General features: G+C 62.1%; 16 protein-coding genes and 1 tRNA gene. 13 read left to right on the top strand and 4 right to left on the bottom strand.

Annotated elements, in window-relative coordinates:
* Positions 1-173: 173 nt before the first annotated feature.
* The 8 genes from radC (at position 174) to NKH95_RS05830 (ending at position 8,302) form a co-directional block, all read left to right on the top strand.
* Entirely contained in the window at positions 174-935 is a 762-nt protein-coding gene (gene radC / locus NKH95_RS05865) for a RadC family protein (RefSeq protein ID WP_023810452.1), read from the top strand.
* A gap of 254 nt (positions 936-1,189) precedes the next feature.
* Entirely contained in the window at positions 1,190-2,371 is a 1,182-nt protein-coding gene (locus NKH95_RS05860) for a carbohydrate kinase family protein (protein ID WP_352440215.1), read from the top strand.
* 72 nt (positions 2,372-2,443) lie between these two features.
* The gene (locus NKH95_RS05855; protein WP_023810450.1) at positions 2,444-3,217 is read left to right on the top strand and encodes a glutamine amidotransferase; all 774 of its coding nucleotides are present in this window, start codon (positions 2,444-2,446) and stop codon (positions 3,215-3,217) included.
* A 27-nt stretch (positions 3,218-3,244) separates the two neighbouring features.
* The gene (locus NKH95_RS05850) at positions 3,245-4,015 is read left to right on the top strand and encodes an ATP-binding cassette domain-containing protein (protein WP_023810449.1); all 771 of its coding nucleotides are present in this window, start codon (positions 3,245-3,247) and stop codon (positions 4,013-4,015) included.
* A gap of 33 nt (positions 4,016-4,048) precedes the next feature.
* Entirely contained in the window at positions 4,049-5,035 is a 987-nt protein-coding gene (locus tag NKH95_RS05845; RefSeq protein ID WP_027036878.1) for an autoinducer 2 ABC transporter substrate-binding protein, read from the top strand.
* Positions 5,036-5,082: 47 nt separating this feature from the next.
* Positions 5,083-6,030: an ABC transporter permease gene (locus NKH95_RS05840; RefSeq protein ID WP_352440213.1), complete on the top strand. Its 948-nt coding sequence runs from the start codon at positions 5,083-5,085 to the stop codon at positions 6,028-6,030.
* Entirely contained in the window at positions 6,027-6,986 is a 960-nt protein-coding gene (locus tag NKH95_RS05835) for an ABC transporter permease (RefSeq protein ID WP_128303348.1), read from the top strand. The genes NKH95_RS05840 and NKH95_RS05835 overlap by 4 nt, the downstream gene beginning before the upstream one ends.
* Entirely contained in the window at positions 6,986-8,302 is a 1,317-nt protein-coding gene (locus NKH95_RS05830; protein WP_352796731.1) for a M20 family metallopeptidase, read from the top strand. The genes NKH95_RS05835 and NKH95_RS05830 overlap by 1 nt, the downstream gene beginning before the upstream one ends.
* A gap of 254 nt (positions 8,303-8,556) precedes the next feature.
* Here NKH95_RS05830 and NKH95_RS05825 read toward each other — a convergent pair whose 3' ends face one another.
* Together NKH95_RS05825 and tig are read right to left on the bottom strand one after the other, a co-directional pair.
* Complete coding sequence (locus NKH95_RS05825) at positions 8,557-9,081, bottom strand: hypothetical protein (protein WP_023810444.1); 525 nt, start codon at positions 9,079-9,081, stop codon at positions 8,557-8,559.
* A gap of 160 nt (positions 9,082-9,241) precedes the next feature.
* The gene (gene tig / locus NKH95_RS05820) at positions 9,242-10,708 is read right to left on the bottom strand and encodes a trigger factor (RefSeq protein WP_352555251.1); all 1,467 of its coding nucleotides are present in this window, start codon (positions 10,706-10,708) and stop codon (positions 9,242-9,244) included.
* 373 nt (positions 10,709-11,081) lie between these two features.
* Here tig and NKH95_RS05815 point away from each other — a divergent pair.
* A tRNA-Leu gene (locus NKH95_RS05815) sits at positions 11,082-11,166 on the top strand.
* A 44-nt stretch (positions 11,167-11,210) separates the two neighbouring features.
* Here NKH95_RS05815 and NKH95_RS05810 read toward each other — a convergent pair.
* Entirely contained in the window at positions 11,211-11,789 is a 579-nt protein-coding gene (locus NKH95_RS05810) for an NUDIX domain-containing protein (protein WP_352555253.1), read from the bottom strand.
* A 225-nt stretch (positions 11,790-12,014) separates the two neighbouring features.
* On the opposite strand from NKH95_RS05810, the gene NKH95_RS05805 reads away from it, so the two are divergent.
* From NKH95_RS05805 to NKH95_RS05795, 3 genes are all read left to right on the top strand, one after another.
* Positions 12,015-13,118, top strand: a complete 1,104-nt coding sequence (locus NKH95_RS05805) for an NADH:flavin oxidoreductase/NADH oxidase (protein ID WP_352891172.1) — start codon at positions 12,015-12,017, stop codon at positions 13,116-13,118.
* A gap of 255 nt (positions 13,119-13,373) precedes the next feature.
* On the top strand, positions 13,374-13,652 hold the full coding sequence (locus NKH95_RS05800; RefSeq protein WP_013532012.1) for a DUF982 domain-containing protein: 279 nt from the start codon (positions 13,374-13,376) through the stop codon (positions 13,650-13,652).
* A gap of 30 nt (positions 13,653-13,682) precedes the next feature.
* Entirely contained in the window at positions 13,683-13,922 is a 240-nt protein-coding gene (locus NKH95_RS05795) for a DUF2188 domain-containing protein (protein WP_013532013.1), read from the top strand.
* Between the two features lie 159 nt (positions 13,923-14,081).
* On the opposite strand, the gene NKH95_RS05790 is transcribed toward NKH95_RS05795, so the two are convergent.
* Positions 14,082-14,363: a hypothetical protein gene (locus NKH95_RS05790; RefSeq protein WP_023810439.1), complete on the bottom strand. Its 282-nt coding sequence runs from the start codon at positions 14,361-14,363 to the stop codon at positions 14,082-14,084.
* A 321-nt stretch (positions 14,364-14,684) separates the two neighbouring features.
* Here NKH95_RS05790 and NKH95_RS05785 point away from each other — a divergent pair, with 321 nt between their 5' ends.
* On the top strand, positions 14,685-15,428 hold the full coding sequence (locus NKH95_RS05785) for a competence/damage-inducible protein A (RefSeq protein WP_352720282.1): 744 nt from the start codon (positions 14,685-14,687) through the stop codon (positions 15,426-15,428).
* Positions 15,429-15,468 lie beyond the last annotated feature (40 nt).

Here is a 15,468-nt window from a genome sequence, read left to right as displayed (position 1 = left end):
ATGTTAAGTTTTGTTGCGCAATCGTGGTTTCATCTTGCCGTATAGGGAAGCCATAGACTGACAGCGGGAGCTACCACGATCTGCCGTGGATCGTCTCGCGATCGGGGAACAGAACTGTTTCAATCCCGGCCAGAACAGTTCTAATGTCTGTGCTGGAGCAATGTAGGCGGTGTATGGGGAACACAAGCGACGACGACGAGCGGAGTTTCTTCTCCGAAGCGCCGATGCGGCCTGCGGCGAAAGCCAAGGCGACGCTCGACGAAAAGCCGCATTACCTCGGCCATCGCGACCGCTTGCGCGAGCGCTTTGCCCTGGCGGGGCCGGATGCCCTGCCCGATTACGAACTTCTGGAACTTCTGCTCTTTCGCCTGATCCCTCGTGCCGACACCAAACCGGCGGCCAAGGCGCTGCTGGCACGCTTCGGCACGCTGGCCGAAGTGCTCGGGGCGCCGGTTGGCCTCCTGCAGGAAGTCAAGGGCATTGGCCCTGCGGTGGCGCTCGATCTCAAGATCGTCGCGGCAACCGCGCAGCGCATGGCGCGCGGAGAGGTGCAGAGTCGCGAAGTCCTCTCGTCCTGGACACAGCTTCTTGCCTATTGCCGGTCGGTCATGGCCTTCGAGGCGCGCGAGCAGTTCCGCATCCTGTTCCTCGACAAGAAGAACGCGCTGATCGCCGACGAGGTTCAGCAGACAGGCACCGTCGACCATACGCCCGTCTACCCGCGCGAGGTGGTCAGGCGCGCCCTCGAACTCTCGGCCACCGCCATCATCCTGGTCCACAATCACCCGTCAGGCGACCCCACACCCTCACGAGCCGATATCGAAATGACGAAGGAGATCATCGAGGCGGGCAAGCGGCTGGGCATCGCGGTGCACGACCACATCATCATCGGGCGCAAGGGATACGCCAGCATGAAGGGCCTGTTGCTGATCTGACGGGCCGGGGGCATGCCACGACCGCCCGATCAAGCCCGGGCGATCGAATGAAGTGCAGGAAATTCGCTTGCACAATCTTTTGCCAAAAAATTTGAAAATTGTTCAATCTTGGAAAGAGGATCCCAGTATCCGCTATTTCTGGATTAATCTTCCAATCTAGAAGAATTCTCTCTTTGATTTTTAGAAGATAATTCCGTTGAGGCATCGCATTTTCGCTGCTACCGTTTTGAAACGCTTCAATTGGAACTCCGCCATTGCAACGCAAGCGCCCGACCATAGCGGATGTCGCACGAACCGCCGGTGTCTCCATCGGCACGGTGTCGAACTTCATCAATGGAACGGCCAGCCTGAGGGAAGGCACGCGCGACCGCATCGAGAAGGCGGTTGCCGCGCTGATGTATCGGCCGAGCTCCTTTGCGCGCTCACTGCCGGGCCGCGCACCACGCAGGCCAAAGAATCTCGACCATCTGCCAAGACTTCTGGTCGCCGGTAGGGTGAGTGTCGACTTCCTGTGCCGCGTCGACGTGCTGCCGCATCGCGACGACCGGATCACCGCCAGCCACATCGACAAGGCGTTGGGTGGCCCCGCGGCCAATCTCGCGGTTGCCGCCGCCGGCATCGGAGCTCCCTACGCGCTGGACGTTGAGCTGGCGACAGCGGTCGGCCAGGATCCAGAGAGCGATTGGGCGCTCGGCGCGCTTTCGAAACTGGGTGTCCACGCCTTGCCGATCCGCAACACGCCCAACAACCGCCTCTCCCAGGCGATCGTGATCATCGAGCGCAACGGCAGCCGGACGATCATCAGCGAACCGTTCGAGCTTGGCGAGGTCGACCTGACAGCCAATCTGGATATCCAGCCCGAGCAACGTCCGGCCTGCCTTCATATCGAAGGCTTTCACTACGAGACGATGACCGCGTCCATCGCGCGCTTTCATCAGGCGGGCTGGAAGGTGAGCCTGCATTCGGCCGGTCTTCCCAAAAGCGCCCGCACGCCGGAAACCTTCTCGCAGATGGTCAAACAGATCGATCTGACCTTCATCAACGATGTGATGATACGGGAGATCTTCGGCTTTCGCAGCCGCATGGCGACGACGATCGAAGAGGTGCGGCTGATGCTGTCACGCATCAAACAACGGGGAACGGTCGTGCTCACCCTCGGCGAGTTCGGCGCCGTCGTTTTTCCGGCGAATGGTGGTCCGCAGATCGAGGTGCCGGCGCTGCCGGTCAATCGCGTCGACGCGACAGGCGCCGGCGACAGCTTTGCCGGCATCTTCCTTGCCCTTTGGCTGCATGGCGCGTCGCTGGGCGACGCCGCGCGCTACGCGGCGATCGGGGCGAGCCTGACGACAACGGTCGAAGGCGCGCAGGGTTACATCGCAGACTTTGCCACGCTGAAGGCTGCGGCCCTGGCGAACAATGCCGTGATGGCCAGTTGAAACAATGGCTTATCGACGTTTCGACCCGGCGCGGAAAACCGCATCAACCGACGAAATCAGGAGAGTATGATCATGGCGAAAACAAAAGTCCTTCTTGTCGGCGAAAGCTGGGTGAGTTCGGCGACCCACTACAAGGGGTTCGACCAGTTCGGCAGCGTCACCTTTCACCTGGGCGCAACACCCCTGGTGGACGCCTTGAAGGGCAGCGAATTCGATCTCGACTACATGCCCGCTCACGAGGCCGTCGAGAAGCTGCCTTTCACCATGGAAGGGCTGTCGCAATACAGGGCGATCATCCTGTCCGACATTGGCGCGAATTCGCTCCTGCTCCACCCCGATGTCTGGCTCCACGGCAAAACGGTTCCCAACCGGCTCAAGCTGCTGCGCGACTGGACGCTGGCCGGCGGCGGCCTGATCATGATCGGCGGCTATTTCAGCTTCCAGGGCATTGACGGCAAGGCGCGCTGGCATCGCACGGCGGTCGAGGAGGCGCTGCCGGTGACCTGCCTTCCCAACGATGACCGGCTCGAAATTCCGGAGGGCTTTCGTCCTGAGATCACTGGTTCCAGAGACCACCCGCTTTTTGCCGGCATCGAGGGCGAATGGCCGCTGCTGCTCGGTGCCAACGAGGTCATCGCCCGTGATCGCGACGATGTCGAGGTCCTGGCACGGCTGCCGCAGGACCAGGGCGGCCATCCCCTGCTGGTCACCGGGCGCCATGGCGAAGGGCGTACGCTGGTCTGGACGTCGGACATCGGTCCTCACTGGCTGCCAAACAGTTTTGTCGAATGGCCTGGCTACGCGAGGCTTTGGACCAACGTGCTGCGCTGGGTCAGCAACGCCTAGCGGTCCGCAATCGTCGGGGAACCCGTCATGACAGAGCCCTTTCTTGTCGCCAGAAACATCGCCAAGCGCTTCGGCGCTCTGACCGCGCTGGCAAATGTCGATCTGGAGATCCGCTCCGGCGAGGTGCTGGCGCTTCTCGGCGATAATGGCGCCGGCAAATCGACCTTCATCAAGATCCTGGCAGGCGCTCATCCGCCCAGTGGTGGGGAGCTTGTGATCGAGGGCAATCCGGTCGCCTTTCACTCGCCCAAGGATGCCGCGGCATCGGGGATCGCGACGATCTTTCAGGAACTGGCGCTTTCGGAGAACCTGTCGATCGCAGAAAACGTCTTTCTCGGCCGTGAATTGAAACGCTCCATTTTGGGCATTCCGTTCCTGAAGCGCAAAGAAATGCGCCAGCGCGTCGACGGCCTGCTGAAGGAGCTCGATGCTCATATTTCCGATCCAGAAGCGCCTGTTGGCAGTCTGTCGGGCGGGCAACGCCAGGCCGTCGCAATCTGCCGGGCGCTCAATCTGAATGCCAGGCTGGTCATCATGGATGAGCCGACTGCGGCCCTTGCCGTTGCCGAAACGCGCAAGGTCCTGGCGCTGACACGGCGGCTTGCCGCGCGCGGCTGTGCCGTTGTGCTCATCAGCCACAACATTTCCGAGGTCTTCGAGGTCGCCGACCGCATCGTGGTGTTCCGGCGCGGCCGCAAGGTGGCCGAACGGCTGGCTGCCGATACCGATCACGAGGAAGTCGTTTCGCTCATAACAGGCGCTCATCCCGACGTGCGGGCGCTTGAAAAAACAAACTGAAACGCACGTCATTTCCAGAGAGGTTCAAACACAATGCTTTCACAGTTCAAGAAAGTGCTCGCCGCATCCGCACTGTCACTCGCCATTGCAACCGCGGCGCATGCCGCGGACAAACACAAGGTCGCCTTCGTTCCGCAATTGATCGGCATCCCTTACTTCAACGCCATGGAAGCCGGCGGCAATCGCGCCGCCAAGGATCTCGGCGTCGATTTCATCTATTCCGGTCCCGTCGACACCAATCCGGTCGACCAGTTGCAGATCGTCCAGAACCTGATCGATCAGGGCGTCGAGGCGATCTCGGTCAGCGTCCTCGATGCCTCCAGCATCGCACCCGTGGTCGAGAGCGCCAAGGCGAAAGGCATCAAGCTGTTCACCAGTGACAGCGACGCGCCCGACAGCGGCCGCGCCGTCTATGTGGCGCAGGCGACCGACGAAGGCCTCGGCACAACCATTGTCGACGAACTCGTCAAGCGCGTCGGCGAGGACGCAACCATCGGCATCGTCTCCGGCGAGGCAACGGCGTCCAATCTCAACGCCTGGATCGGCTTCATGCAGAAGCAAGCCACCGCCAAATATCCGAAGCTGAAGCTGCTCGCGCCGCAATTCGCCGGCGGCACCGCCGAACGCGCCGCGCAAATATCAGGCGATCTGATGGCGGCCAACCCGGACATCAAGGCCATCATCGCCGTCGCCTCCTCGACATGCCCGGGCGTAGCCCAGGCCATCGAAACCGCAGGCAAGATCGGCTCGGTCATCGGTGCCGGCTATTGCAGCCCGAACACGGCACGGTCCTACCTGAAGAGCGGAGCCTTCGGCTTCACCGTGCTCTGGGATCCCGAGCAACTCGGCTATCTCACGGTCTGGGCCGGCAAACAGCTGATCGACGGCAAGAGCTTCGAAGCGGAAAACAAGGTCGCCGGCCTGGAAAAGCCAGTCACCTATGATGCCGCCAAGGGCATTTTGCTTCTCGGGCCGCCGGCTGTCTTCACCAAGGACAATGTCGACAAGTTCAACTTCTGAGCTCTGAGATGAACGTAGTGCGGCAGTTTGGAAACGGTGTCTTCTCCATGAACGGGCGGGAGTGGTCTCTGCTTGTCGCCTGTTTGCTGGCGATCGTCATCTTTTCTGTCGCATCGCCGCACTACGCGACATCAGGCAATGCAGCCACGGTCTTGCGCAACAGCGTCGAACTGCTGCTGATCGGCCTTGGCATGACCCTGCTGCTCGCCATGGGCGGCATCGATGTCTCGATCGGCATCGTCATGGGTCTGGCGGCGATCGCCATCGGGCGCGTGCTCGGCGCCGGCGGCAATCCGCTGCTGGCGCTCATTGCGGGTCCTTTGGTCGGTGCGGTGCTGGGATGCGTGACCGCCGCCGTCGTTGTCCTCGGCCGCGTTCCGGCAATTGTCGGTACACTCGGCCTGCTCGGTGTCTACCGCACCGCCGTCTTCGTACTTCTCGGAGGGCAATGGCTTTCGGGCCTGCCCTCGAGCCTTACAGATCTTCTTGCAACCAGCGTGCTCGGCGTCCCCGTCCCTGCCCTGGTGATTGCCGCTGCCTATCTGGCCGTCTGGCTGGCGCTGCGGCGAACCCCTTATGGGCTGCATCTGCTGGCGATCGGCAATTCGGAGGAAAAAGCGCGGCTTTCTGGCATCCCAGTGATCAAGATCCGCTTCATGACCTTCGCCATCAGCGGTGTGCTGACTGGCATTGCCGCCACGTTCTATGTCGCCACCTATCGCAATGTGGAGATGACGATCGGCAGCACGCTGGCGCTCGACGCCATTGCCGCGGTCATTCTTGGCGGCACCAGCATATTGGGCGGCAGATGCAGCCTGATCGGCACCGTGCTCGGCGTGCTTCTGCTTAGAATCCTGCAAAACGGTCTGCTGCTGATCGGTGTCCCCTCCCTTTGGCAGCCTGTCGTCACCGGCGTTCTCATCATCGGCGTGCTTGGCTTCGAAGCTGTTTGCAACCGATTGCCGCTCGGCAGATTTCAACGAGCCCGCGCATGAAAACGTTCCGCAACCTGCAGGGCCCGGCCCTTACCCTGGCTTTGCTCTGTACCCTTTGGCTGATCGTCATTGTCGGCCTGCTGGCGCTCAAGCCGTCTGTCTTCCATCTCGGCACTGTCACCACCATTCTTCAGTTCTCGACGATCCTGGCCCTGGTCGGCCTTGGGCAGGGATTGGTCATCATGGCCGGTGGCGCCGGCATCGACCTCTCGGTCGGCGGCGCGGTCTCGCTGTCCGCCATCGTCGCGATGCTTTGCCTCAAGCTGGGATTGCCGCCGGTCCTGCTGCCCGCCGTCTGCATCCTGGCCGGCGCGATGCTCGGTGCCTTGAACGGATGGCTGGTGAACGGGCTCGCGCTTCTCCCCTTCATCGCGACGCTCGGCACCTTCTTCGTCTATTCCGGCGCTGCACTTGCCATTACCGGCGGCGCGGCCCAAGCCGGCGTGCCCTCCTGGCTGCTTGTGTGGGGGCGCGGCGTCGTCATGGGCATTCCCCTGCCCTTTCTCACCCTTGCCATCCCCTGCTTTGCGCTAGCCGGTTTGGTGCTGCTCTCGACAGCGTGGGGGCGCTGGATCTACGCCATGGGCTTCAACGAACGCTCGGCCAGGCTGGTCGGTATTCCGGTCGATCGCGTTCGCTTGGTCCTCTACGCCTTGAGTGGCGCGCTCGCCGGCGCCGCGGGACTCGTCTCGATCGCCTGGCTCGGCAGCGGCAGGCCCAATATCGGCCAGAACCTCGAACTCGAATCGCTGACTGCCGCCATGCTCGGCGGCATCGCCATCACCGGCGGGCGTGGCGGCGTCGGCGGCGTGTTCGCGGCCGTCCTGCTGCTGGTCACGCTGAAGACCGGCCTTCTGCAATTGAACATCAACACGGTTTGGCAGGTGGGGATTGTCGGCGCCCTTCTGGTTTTCGTCCTTCTCGCCGACCGACTTTCCCAACGTTGGAGATCATGATGCCGTCCATGGAAGAGATCATTGCCGCGCGCGTCGAAGCAAGCGCTGACCGTATCGTCCAAACGCTGAGCGATCTCGTCGCCTTCCCCTCGATCGTGAAATCCGATCCAAAGGAGGCCGGCCCCGGCGAGCGTGATTGCCAGCTCTATCTGCAAAAGCGGATCGAGGCGCTAGGCTTCTCGACCGATCTATGGGACCCGGACGGCCCAGCACTCTACGAAAAATACAAGGGGCGGGCCGGCGCCAACAAAGGCAGGACGTTCGAAGGCCGGCCCAATCTCGGCGGCGTCTTGAAGGGCACGGGCGGCGGTCGCTCCATCATGCTGACCGGCCATATCGATGTCGTCCCGCCCGGCGCCGCCGGTCACTGGACGACCGACCCGTTCCAGCCCGTCCTCAAGGACGGTTTTCTACACGGCCGTGGTACGGTCGACATGAAAGGCGGCGTCGCCTGCATGCTGATGGCCGTCGAGATCCTGAGGGGACTCGACATTCCCCTGTCCGGAGACGTCGTCTTCACCACCGTGGTCGATGAGGAAATCGGCGGCATGGGGTCGCTGGCCATGGTCGATCGCGGCTTTCACGCCGACGCCGGCATCATGACCGAACCGACCGCGAACAGGATCGCACCGCTCTGTCACGGCATTCTGTGGGGGAGGATCATCATTGACGGCATAGGCGGGCATGCGGAGCTGACGCCCAATGCCTGGTATTCGAGCGGCCCGGTCGATGCCGTCCAGCTTTGCCGGCAGATCCTCGACGGCATCGACATCCTCAACCGGCGCTGGATGTTCGATCCCAGAAAGAACCATCCGTTGATGGACCTGCCCAACCAGATCATCGTCACCCAGATGAGCGCCGGCGAACATCCGTCCTCCGTGGCAGGGCGCGGCGAGATCATCATCGACGCCCAGTATCTGCCAAGCGAGCATGACGAGTTCAAATTGGGCGGCAACGTCAAACGCGAAATCGAAGAGCACATAGCCAATGTCTGCCAGGCAGACCCTTATCTTCGCCAGCGCCCTGCCCGCGTCGAATGGATTCTCGACGCCGACTGCGCCGAGATCCCAGCGGACAATCCCTTTGTCGGCGTCTTCCAGGAGGCCGTCAAAGAAGCCAATCTCTCGCCGGTCCTGAGTGGCTTTGGCGCGCACAGCGACATCGGCCTGCCGACCGGCCTCGGCAACACCCCGACCGTCAATTTCGGTCCCGGCGACCCCGCGCAGGCGCATCAGCCGAACGAACGCGTTTCGGTGCGCGATCTCGTCGATTGCACCAAGGCAATTGCAATTGCCGTCGAAAAATGGTGCCGCTAGCGGGCAGACGATTGGCAGTGCGACAACGCAGCATAGGGGCCATGGCCCTTCGACAGGAGCCGCAGCTTCTGGTCATCGACCGGCGGCGGCACGCCCTCGAGTTCCCGCCATGCGGCAAGTGATCGATCTTTGCCGCACTGCAGGCATGGTTGCGCCCCTGCCTGGTGACGTCGTCGCGTTCTGACACCCGGCGAGCTTGCGCACGTGATTTGAGCTGAACGCCTGTGCAGCAAGCCGTGCCCGTTGCGGTCCGTTCACGGCGGATCGGTGTTGCAGCTGCCGGCTACCTGGTTGACCGCTTCGCCGAACCCGGCGAGGTCGAAATCGGCCTCGCCGCGCCCCGCCAGCAGCCCGAACCGCCAGGAAAGCTGGAGCCGGTTCGCGGCGACAAGGCGCCTGATGCCGTCGGCTCCATCGCGCACCAGCATCCGGCCGCGCGGCCCGACCGACCAGCTTTCATCGAACTTGCTCTCCTGATCGACCGTGATCGACATGGTGATCTTGCGGCTGGCCGAAACAGCGTCGTTCAGTTGCAGCCATTCAGTCCAATGCGGCTCGCCGTTTACCCGGCAGGCAATCGTCAGGATCGGGCTGTAGCTCAAGGCACCGCCGCCGGTGATCAGCTTGTTGGTGGCATAGAGCGAGGCCGTGACGAGGCCGTCTTCACTCGTGCCGAACCGCCAGTTGTCAGGCACCGTGCCGGCCTGGGCAATGCCGCAGACCGAGACAAGCATCAGCGCGATTGCCGAAGCGTGTCCCAATTCGACGAACAGTCTCAACACGCCCTCCAACAACCAAGCGGCTTGCAATAGAAGCGCAGATAATGATCAAAGCTTGGTCGCCACAGGCCGTCGCGTGCGAAGCATGGCGGCTGTTGCAGTTTGGCAACGAAAAAGGCCGCCTCGACGGCGGCCTTCCTGTTTCAGCGGAGCGCTGGTGTTATTCGGCGGCCTTCTTCTTCGGCGCAGCCTTCTTCTTGGGCTCTTCCGCGTCGTCGGCCTTCTTGGCGTCGGCCTTCTTGGCGGCGGCTTTCTTCGCCGGCTTCGCCTTGACGGCGGTCTCGTCCTCTTCGTCGTCGGCCATCAGCTCTTCCTTGCTGACCTTGACGTCGGTGACCGAAATCTGACCGAGCAGATGGTCGACCACCTTTTCCTCGAACATCGGTGCCCGCAGCGTGTTCAACGCTTCCGGGTTGTTGCGGTAGAACTCGAAGACTTCCTGCTGCTGGTTGCCCGGATAGCGGCGCACCTGCTCGAACAGGCCGCGCTGCAGCTCTTCGTCCGATACGGTGACGCCGGCCTTCTCGCCAATTTCAGCCAGTACCAGGCCAAGGCGTACGCGGCGCTCGGCAAGCCGCAGATACTCGGCGCGCGCCTCTTCTTCCGTCGTCTCTTCGTCGGCGAAGGTGCGTCCGGCTGCTTCCAGGTCACGATTGACCTGCGCCCAGATGTTGTTGAACTCGGCGTCGACGAGCTTCGATGGCGCCTCGAACGAATAGGCCGCGTCGAGCTGGTCGAGCAGCTGGCGCTTGACCTTCTGGCGCGTCATAGCGCCGAACTGGTTCTCGATCTGGCCGCGTACGACGTCGCGCAGGCGCTCCAGCGACTCCAGGCCGAGGTTCTTGGCGGTCTCGTCGTTGATTTCCAGCGCGCCGGGCTGGGACACTTCCTTGACGGTGACGTCGAAGGTCGCTTCCTTGCCGGCCAGATGCGCGGCCTGGTAGTTTTCCGGGAAAGTCACGGTGACCTGCTTTTCGTCACCGGCCTTGGCGCCGACCAGCTGATCCTCGAAGCCGGGGATGAATTCCTTCGAACCCAACACCAGCGGCTGATCGGTGCCGGCGCCGCCATTGAAGGCCTCGCCGTCGATCTTGCCGACATAGTCGATGGTGACGCGGTCGCCATTGGCGGCCTTGCCGGTCTTCGGCTCATAGCTGCGCGCCGATTCGGCAACGCGCTGAACCTGCTCGTCGATCTCGGTATCCGGAACGTCGAACACCTGGCGTGTCACCTTGATGTCGGAAAAGTCCTTGATCTCGATCGCCGGGATGATCTCGTAGTTGAGGCGGAATTCGAAGTCGGCGCCGCCGGCCAGGATCTTCTCGGCTTCCTTCTCATCCTCGGTCATGATGACTTCGGGCTGCATGGCAGCCTTTTCACCACGCCCGGTAATGATCGAACGGGTCGAATCGTTGAGGATTTCGTTGACCACTTCGGCCATGAACGACTTGCCGTAAACCTTGCGCAGGTGCTGCACCGGCACCTTGCCGGGACGGAAGCCGTTGATGCGGACCTTGTTGCGGGCATCCGAAAGCCGCGCCATCAGCTTGGCTTCCATGTCACCGGCCGGCACGGTGATCTTGATCTCTCGCTTGAGACCGGAGTTGAGCGTTTCGGTGACCTGCATCGTAAAACCTTTGTTTTCACCAATGAGACTGCCACGGCCTCTGCCGTTCACAGCCTGCCGGTATATTCTTGCCGGGAATGGCTTTTGGTACGGAACCTGGCGATTTGACCGAAAACCCGGCTCAAACTCTCCCAAACTGCGTTCCAAAATGTGAATAAGTTCTTGTTTTTCCTACTTCTTATCACATTCTGCAGAAGCGGATCGTCGCGTCCCGTCACATTTGACACGCCTTTTGTCACAGGCGAGGCCAATTTTCAACAGTCTTCGCATTCCGGCGAATAACCAGCATTCGGGCCTGACCACATCTTGTCGCTGACCCACATCTTGTCTCTGACATTGACAGAATGATGGCCACATGGGATTGCCGGTCCATGCGGATGTGGCGGAACTGGTAGACGCCCTGGATTTAGGTTCCAGTGCCGAAAGGCGTGGGGGTTCGAGTCCCTTCATCCGCACCACCCTTCGCTCTGCGAGCTTCGGGTGGCGGCCACCGAAGCTCGGTTCAGGCAGCGATCGGATTGAGCTTCAGATGCTGGATCAGAATAATGGTCTTGGCGTCGAGGATACGGCCATCGGCGATGCCGGCCAGGGCCTCGTCGAGCGGCATTTCCAGGACCTCGATGTCCTCGCCCTCTTCTTGCGCGCCGCCGCCGGCCGAGATGCGGTCGGCGGGTGAATAACGGGCGATGAAAAACCAGAGACGTTCGGTGACACTGCCGGGGCTCATATAGGGCGAAAACAGCCGCTCGACGTTCTGTAGCCGGTAGCCGAGTTCTTCCTCCGCCTCCTTTCGGATGCAGGTTTCGGGATCGTTTTCGTCCAACAGGCCGGCACAGGCCTCGATCAGCGGCTCGCGGTGGCCGGTGACGTAGGCGGGATAGCGGAACTGGCGCACCAGAAGCACGGTCGAACGCAAGGGGTCGTAAGGCAGGATCACCGCGCCATCGCCGCGATCATAGGTCTGGCGGATTTGCGTCTCCCACTGACCGTCGCGCCGACGGTAGTCGAGAACGGTCTTCTTCAGGACGGCCCAGTCGTCGGAGAGGATTTCCTCCGAACGGACGCGAATACGATCTTCCATCGTGGTCTCCATGCAAAAGCGCGTCGCGCTTTATGCTCCTGTTTTATGCGTGTCGTTCTCCCAAACCGGGGCCACTTTTGGGCGCCATGCATTGCCGAGGCCTATCCGCGAACCGGCATTTCGGCAATCCCGTCAGTGATTGGTCCAGAACCCCTTTCACCGCCTCGTGTCTGGCGCAGGCGCCATCGGTCGCCTAAATAGCTGCGAACCCTCCCGGAGTTTCTCATGACAGCGTCGCTTTTCCAGTCGATCACCCTCGACGGCCTCACCTTTCCCAACCGCATCGCCGTCGCGCCGATGTGCCAGTATTCCGCCGACGACGGCTCGGCCAGTGACTGGCATCTCCATCACTGGATGAATCTCGCAATGTCCGGTGCCGGCATGGTCACAGTCGAGATGACCGATGTCGAGCGGCGCGGGCGTATTACCCATGGCTGCCTCGGCCTTTATTCCGAAGACAATGAAGCCGCCGCCCGCCGCGCACTGAACGCCGCACGACGCGTCGCCGCACCCGGCACGAAATTCGGCTCCCAACTCGCCCATGCCGGCCGCAAGGCTTCGAACCGCAAGCCGTGGGAAGGCGGCGGGCCATTGCAGCCAAACGAGGATCCCTGGCAGACCGTTTCCGCCTCGGCCATCCCCTACGACACCGGCTGGAACGTGCCGCACGCACTGGAGGACGAGGAGATCCTGCAGCTCATCGAACGCTTCACCGAGGCCGCAAGGCGAGCCGAACGCGCCGGCTTCGATTTCATCGAACTGCACGCCGCGCATGGCTATTTGATCTTCCAGTTCCTGTCGCCCTTGTCCAACCAGCGCTCGGACCGCTGGGGTGGCTCGCTGGAAAACCGCATGCGTCTTGCCGTCGAAATCGCCAAGGCGGTGCGCAAGGCGGTGCCAAAGCTGATGCTCGGCGCAAGGCTGTCGGTGAAGGATTGGGTCGACGGCGGCTTCGATGTGGCGGACGCGATCGAAGTGGCCAAAGCGCTCAAGGACGAGGGCGTTGCCTATCTCTGCTGCTCGAGCGGCGGCAATTCGCCGTTGCAGAAATTGCCCACCGGCCCCGGCTATCAGGTGCATCTGGCGGAGGCGGTGCGCAAGGGTGCTGATATTCCGACCCGTGCCGTCGGCCTGATCGACGACCCCAAGCAGGCCGAAGCGATCCTCACCGAGGGCCGCGCCGACATGGTGGCGCTGGCGCGGGCCTTCCTGGCTGATCCGCGCTGGGGATGGCGTGCGGCGGCGACATTCAGCGAAACGATCCACCCGGCGCCGCAGCTTGCCCGTTCGGTGACCACGATGCAGCACTGGATGAAGGCGGTGGGCTGAACGGTCCGCGCTCCCGAAACGCGCGCCCCTCCTGTCTCCAGACAGTTTGACGGTGCTTCGCAGCTATTCCGTCCGCAAGCTGTTGGGTGGGACGAGGCTGCGGCGGGCGTGGCCGGCGTGGGAGGAAACTGTTCAGGGCATTCTTGCCGGTTGCGCGCTGACCGCAGGTGTAGAGCCTTCAAACAGCCTCTGAGACGTTTGGGCGCAGGCTGACGGCCATGGTTGCAACCAAATTGGCTGCTTTGCGTTGCGGCCATGATGGACAACAAACCTTTTGAAGTGCCGGTCGTCGTCGAACTTGGCCACGTCGGCAAATATCGCCACATCCGCAGCGCCCAGGAGGCCGCGGAGTGCCTGATGACGGTGTGGCCGCTCAATCGCGGCCCGCGCCATCGTGATGCCCTCGACACTTGCCTCAAAGTGCTGGAAGGTTATCGTTCGACAGCAGATGCGCGCCGGGCGCTGATTGAAGCCGCCAAGGAATCGGAAGTGCTGGTGCCCGACGACAGACTGCCCGACGACCGGCTGCATTGAGCAGACGGACCTTTCAACCGGAGGTTTTCCATGGCGAAGCTGACTTACAAGATCGTCGAGCATGACGGCGGCTGGGCCTACAAGGTCGGAGCGACCTTTTCCGAGACGTTTCCCACGCATCAGGACGCATTGCGCGCAGCCGAAATCGCCTCGGCCGAGCAGCAGGTCGCCGGAGCGACCGACGGCATCCAGTATGAGGACGCCGAAGGCAAATGGCACGAAGAATTGGCCGACGGCCGCGACCGGCCGCAGACAGAAGTCTCAGATTAATTCGGTATAGCGCTTGATGTTGAGCGGTCCGACAGGGCGCCGACCGTAGCGCCGTCCGGAGAAAGGACGCGCCAGCGGCCAGCGGCTGTCCTTGCGGACTAGCCCTCGAACATTGCTTTCCAGAAAATCAGTGTGCGCTTTTCGGAAATCGCGTTCTGGCTATTTGCCGCAATACTGATCGTTGACGTTTTGCCCTGCGTTGGCGTCCGGGCCGGGCGTGTTGTGGGCACATGGGCCTATTGCGCCGGTATTGCCTTGGGTGTTCAACCCGGAGCCGTCACGGATGCTTCCCGTGGTATAGGGGTCGACAGTTGTCTGGTCGTTGTCGCCGAACAGCCACCAATCACGATTGTTGGAATACCTGTCGTCCAGTGACTGCGCCATCGCCGATGTTGCGAGACCGATCGTCAGAACAGATGCTGCGAGAATTTTTGTAACCATTGAATCACTCCGTATCTTAGCCGCCTTGGTGCGACACTCATAAAACCCGGTAGTCAGCCGAATGGTTCCTTGAAATTGTCGTGAAGCTGAGGTGAGGCCCTGACCAGCAAAGCCCGGCCGGCGATGCGCTCGATGAATGCGGCGGTTCGCTCCGGGATCACGAATTGCGGCATGTGCCCTATTCCCTCGACCAGTTCGAACCTAGATCCTTGACCTCATCGGCTCGCCGTGGCGGCGCGAAGATGACATTGCGGCCACCGTCGCGCCGCGCTATCTCAGACCACTCGCCTTCCCAGGCCACTCGCCTTGCCGGAGCCTTCCATGCCTGAAATCGTGACCGCCGCCATGCTCGTCATCGGCGATGAGATTCTGTCCGGCCGCACCAAGGACAAGAACATCGGCCATCTCGCCGACATCATGACGGCGATCGGCATCGACCTCAAGGAAGTGCGCATCGTCCCTGACGAGGAAGACGAGATCATCGCGGCGGTGAATGCCGTGCGCAGCCGTTACACCTATGTGTTCACCACCGGCGGCATCGGTCCGACGCATGACGACATCACGGCCGATTCCATATCCAAGGCTTTTGGCGTGCCTTGCGAATACGATGCCCGGGCCTATGCGATGCTGGAAGCAAGCTATGCCGCGCGCGGCATCGAATACACGCAGGCCCGCAAGCGCATGGCGCGGATGCCGCGCGGCGCCGATCTCATCGACAATCCGGTGTCGGTCGCGCCTGGCTTCCGCATCGGCAACGTCCACGTCATGGCCGGCGTGCCATCGATTTTCCAAGCCATGCTCGACAATGTCGTGCCGACGCTGAAGGCCGGCACGAAGATGCTGTCGGCGACCGTGCCCTGCCCGTTCGGCGAAGGCCTCATCGGCGGGCCGCTGGGTGATATCCAGAAAGCGCATCCCGATACGATCATCGGCTCCTACCCGAAATATGGCGATGGCAAGTTCTGGACCGAGTTGGTCGTGCGTGCCCGCAGCCAGGAGGCGCTGGACGCCGCCCGCGCCGATGTCGAGGCGATGGTCGCCGGCTTCGCCAGCAATCCCGGCTGATCTGGTCCAGGCCGGAACAAAGCACGACGCTGCAACGTTT

Origin of the sequence: Mesorhizobium sp. M0848, from assembly GCF_040319805.1 — a bacterium.
GTDB lineage: Bacteria > Pseudomonadota > Alphaproteobacteria > Rhizobiales > Rhizobiaceae > Mesorhizobium.
Note: the sequence above shows the minus strand (reverse complement) of the source record. Positions and strands in the feature narration are given on the sequence as shown.

What these genes read in the sequence shown, in the direction of transcription:
- radC (WP_023810452.1), top strand. Translation starts at nt 174, where the DNA reads ATGGGGAACACAAGCGACGACGACGAGCGGAGTTTCTTCTCCGAAGCG.
- NKH95_RS05855 (WP_023810450.1), top strand. Translation starts at nt 2,444, where the DNA reads ATGGCGAAAACAAAAGTCCTTCTTGTCGGCGAAAGCTGGGTGAGTTCG.
- NKH95_RS05850 (WP_023810449.1), top strand. Translation starts at nt 3,245, where the DNA reads ATGACAGAGCCCTTTCTTGTCGCCAGAAACATCGCCAAGCGCTTCGGC.
- NKH95_RS05845 (WP_027036878.1), top strand. Translation starts at nt 4,049, where the DNA reads ATGCTTTCACAGTTCAAGAAAGTGCTCGCCGCATCCGCACTGTCACTC.
- NKH95_RS05840 (WP_352440213.1), top strand. Translation starts at nt 5,083, where the DNA reads ATGAACGGGCGGGAGTGGTCTCTGCTTGTCGCCTGTTTGCTGGCGATC.
- NKH95_RS05835 (WP_128303348.1), top strand. Translation starts at nt 6,027, where the DNA reads ATGAAAACGTTCCGCAACCTGCAGGGCCCGGCCCTTACCCTGGCTTTG.
- NKH95_RS05830 (WP_352796731.1), top strand. Translation starts at nt 6,986, where the DNA reads ATGCCGTCCATGGAAGAGATCATTGCCGCGCGCGTCGAAGCAAGCGCT.
- tig (WP_352555251.1), bottom strand. Translation starts at nt 10,708, where the DNA reads ATGCAGGTCACCGAAACGCTCAACTCCGGTCTCAAGCGAGAGATCAAG.
- NKH95_RS05810 (WP_352555253.1), bottom strand. Translation starts at nt 11,789, where the DNA reads ATGGAAGATCGTATTCGCGTCCGTTCGGAGGAAATCCTCTCCGACGAC.
- NKH95_RS05805 (WP_352891172.1), top strand. Translation starts at nt 12,015, where the DNA reads ATGACAGCGTCGCTTTTCCAGTCGATCACCCTCGACGGCCTCACCTTT.
- NKH95_RS05800 (WP_013532012.1), top strand. Translation starts at nt 13,374, where the DNA reads ATGATGGACAACAAACCTTTTGAAGTGCCGGTCGTCGTCGAACTTGGC.
- NKH95_RS05795 (WP_013532013.1), top strand. Translation starts at nt 13,683, where the DNA reads ATGGCGAAGCTGACTTACAAGATCGTCGAGCATGACGGCGGCTGGGCC.
- NKH95_RS05790 (WP_023810439.1), bottom strand. Translation starts at nt 14,363, where the DNA reads ATGGTTACAAAAATTCTCGCAGCATCTGTTCTGACGATCGGTCTCGCA.
- NKH95_RS05785 (WP_352720282.1), top strand. Translation starts at nt 14,685, where the DNA reads ATGCCTGAAATCGTGACCGCCGCCATGCTCGTCATCGGCGATGAGATT.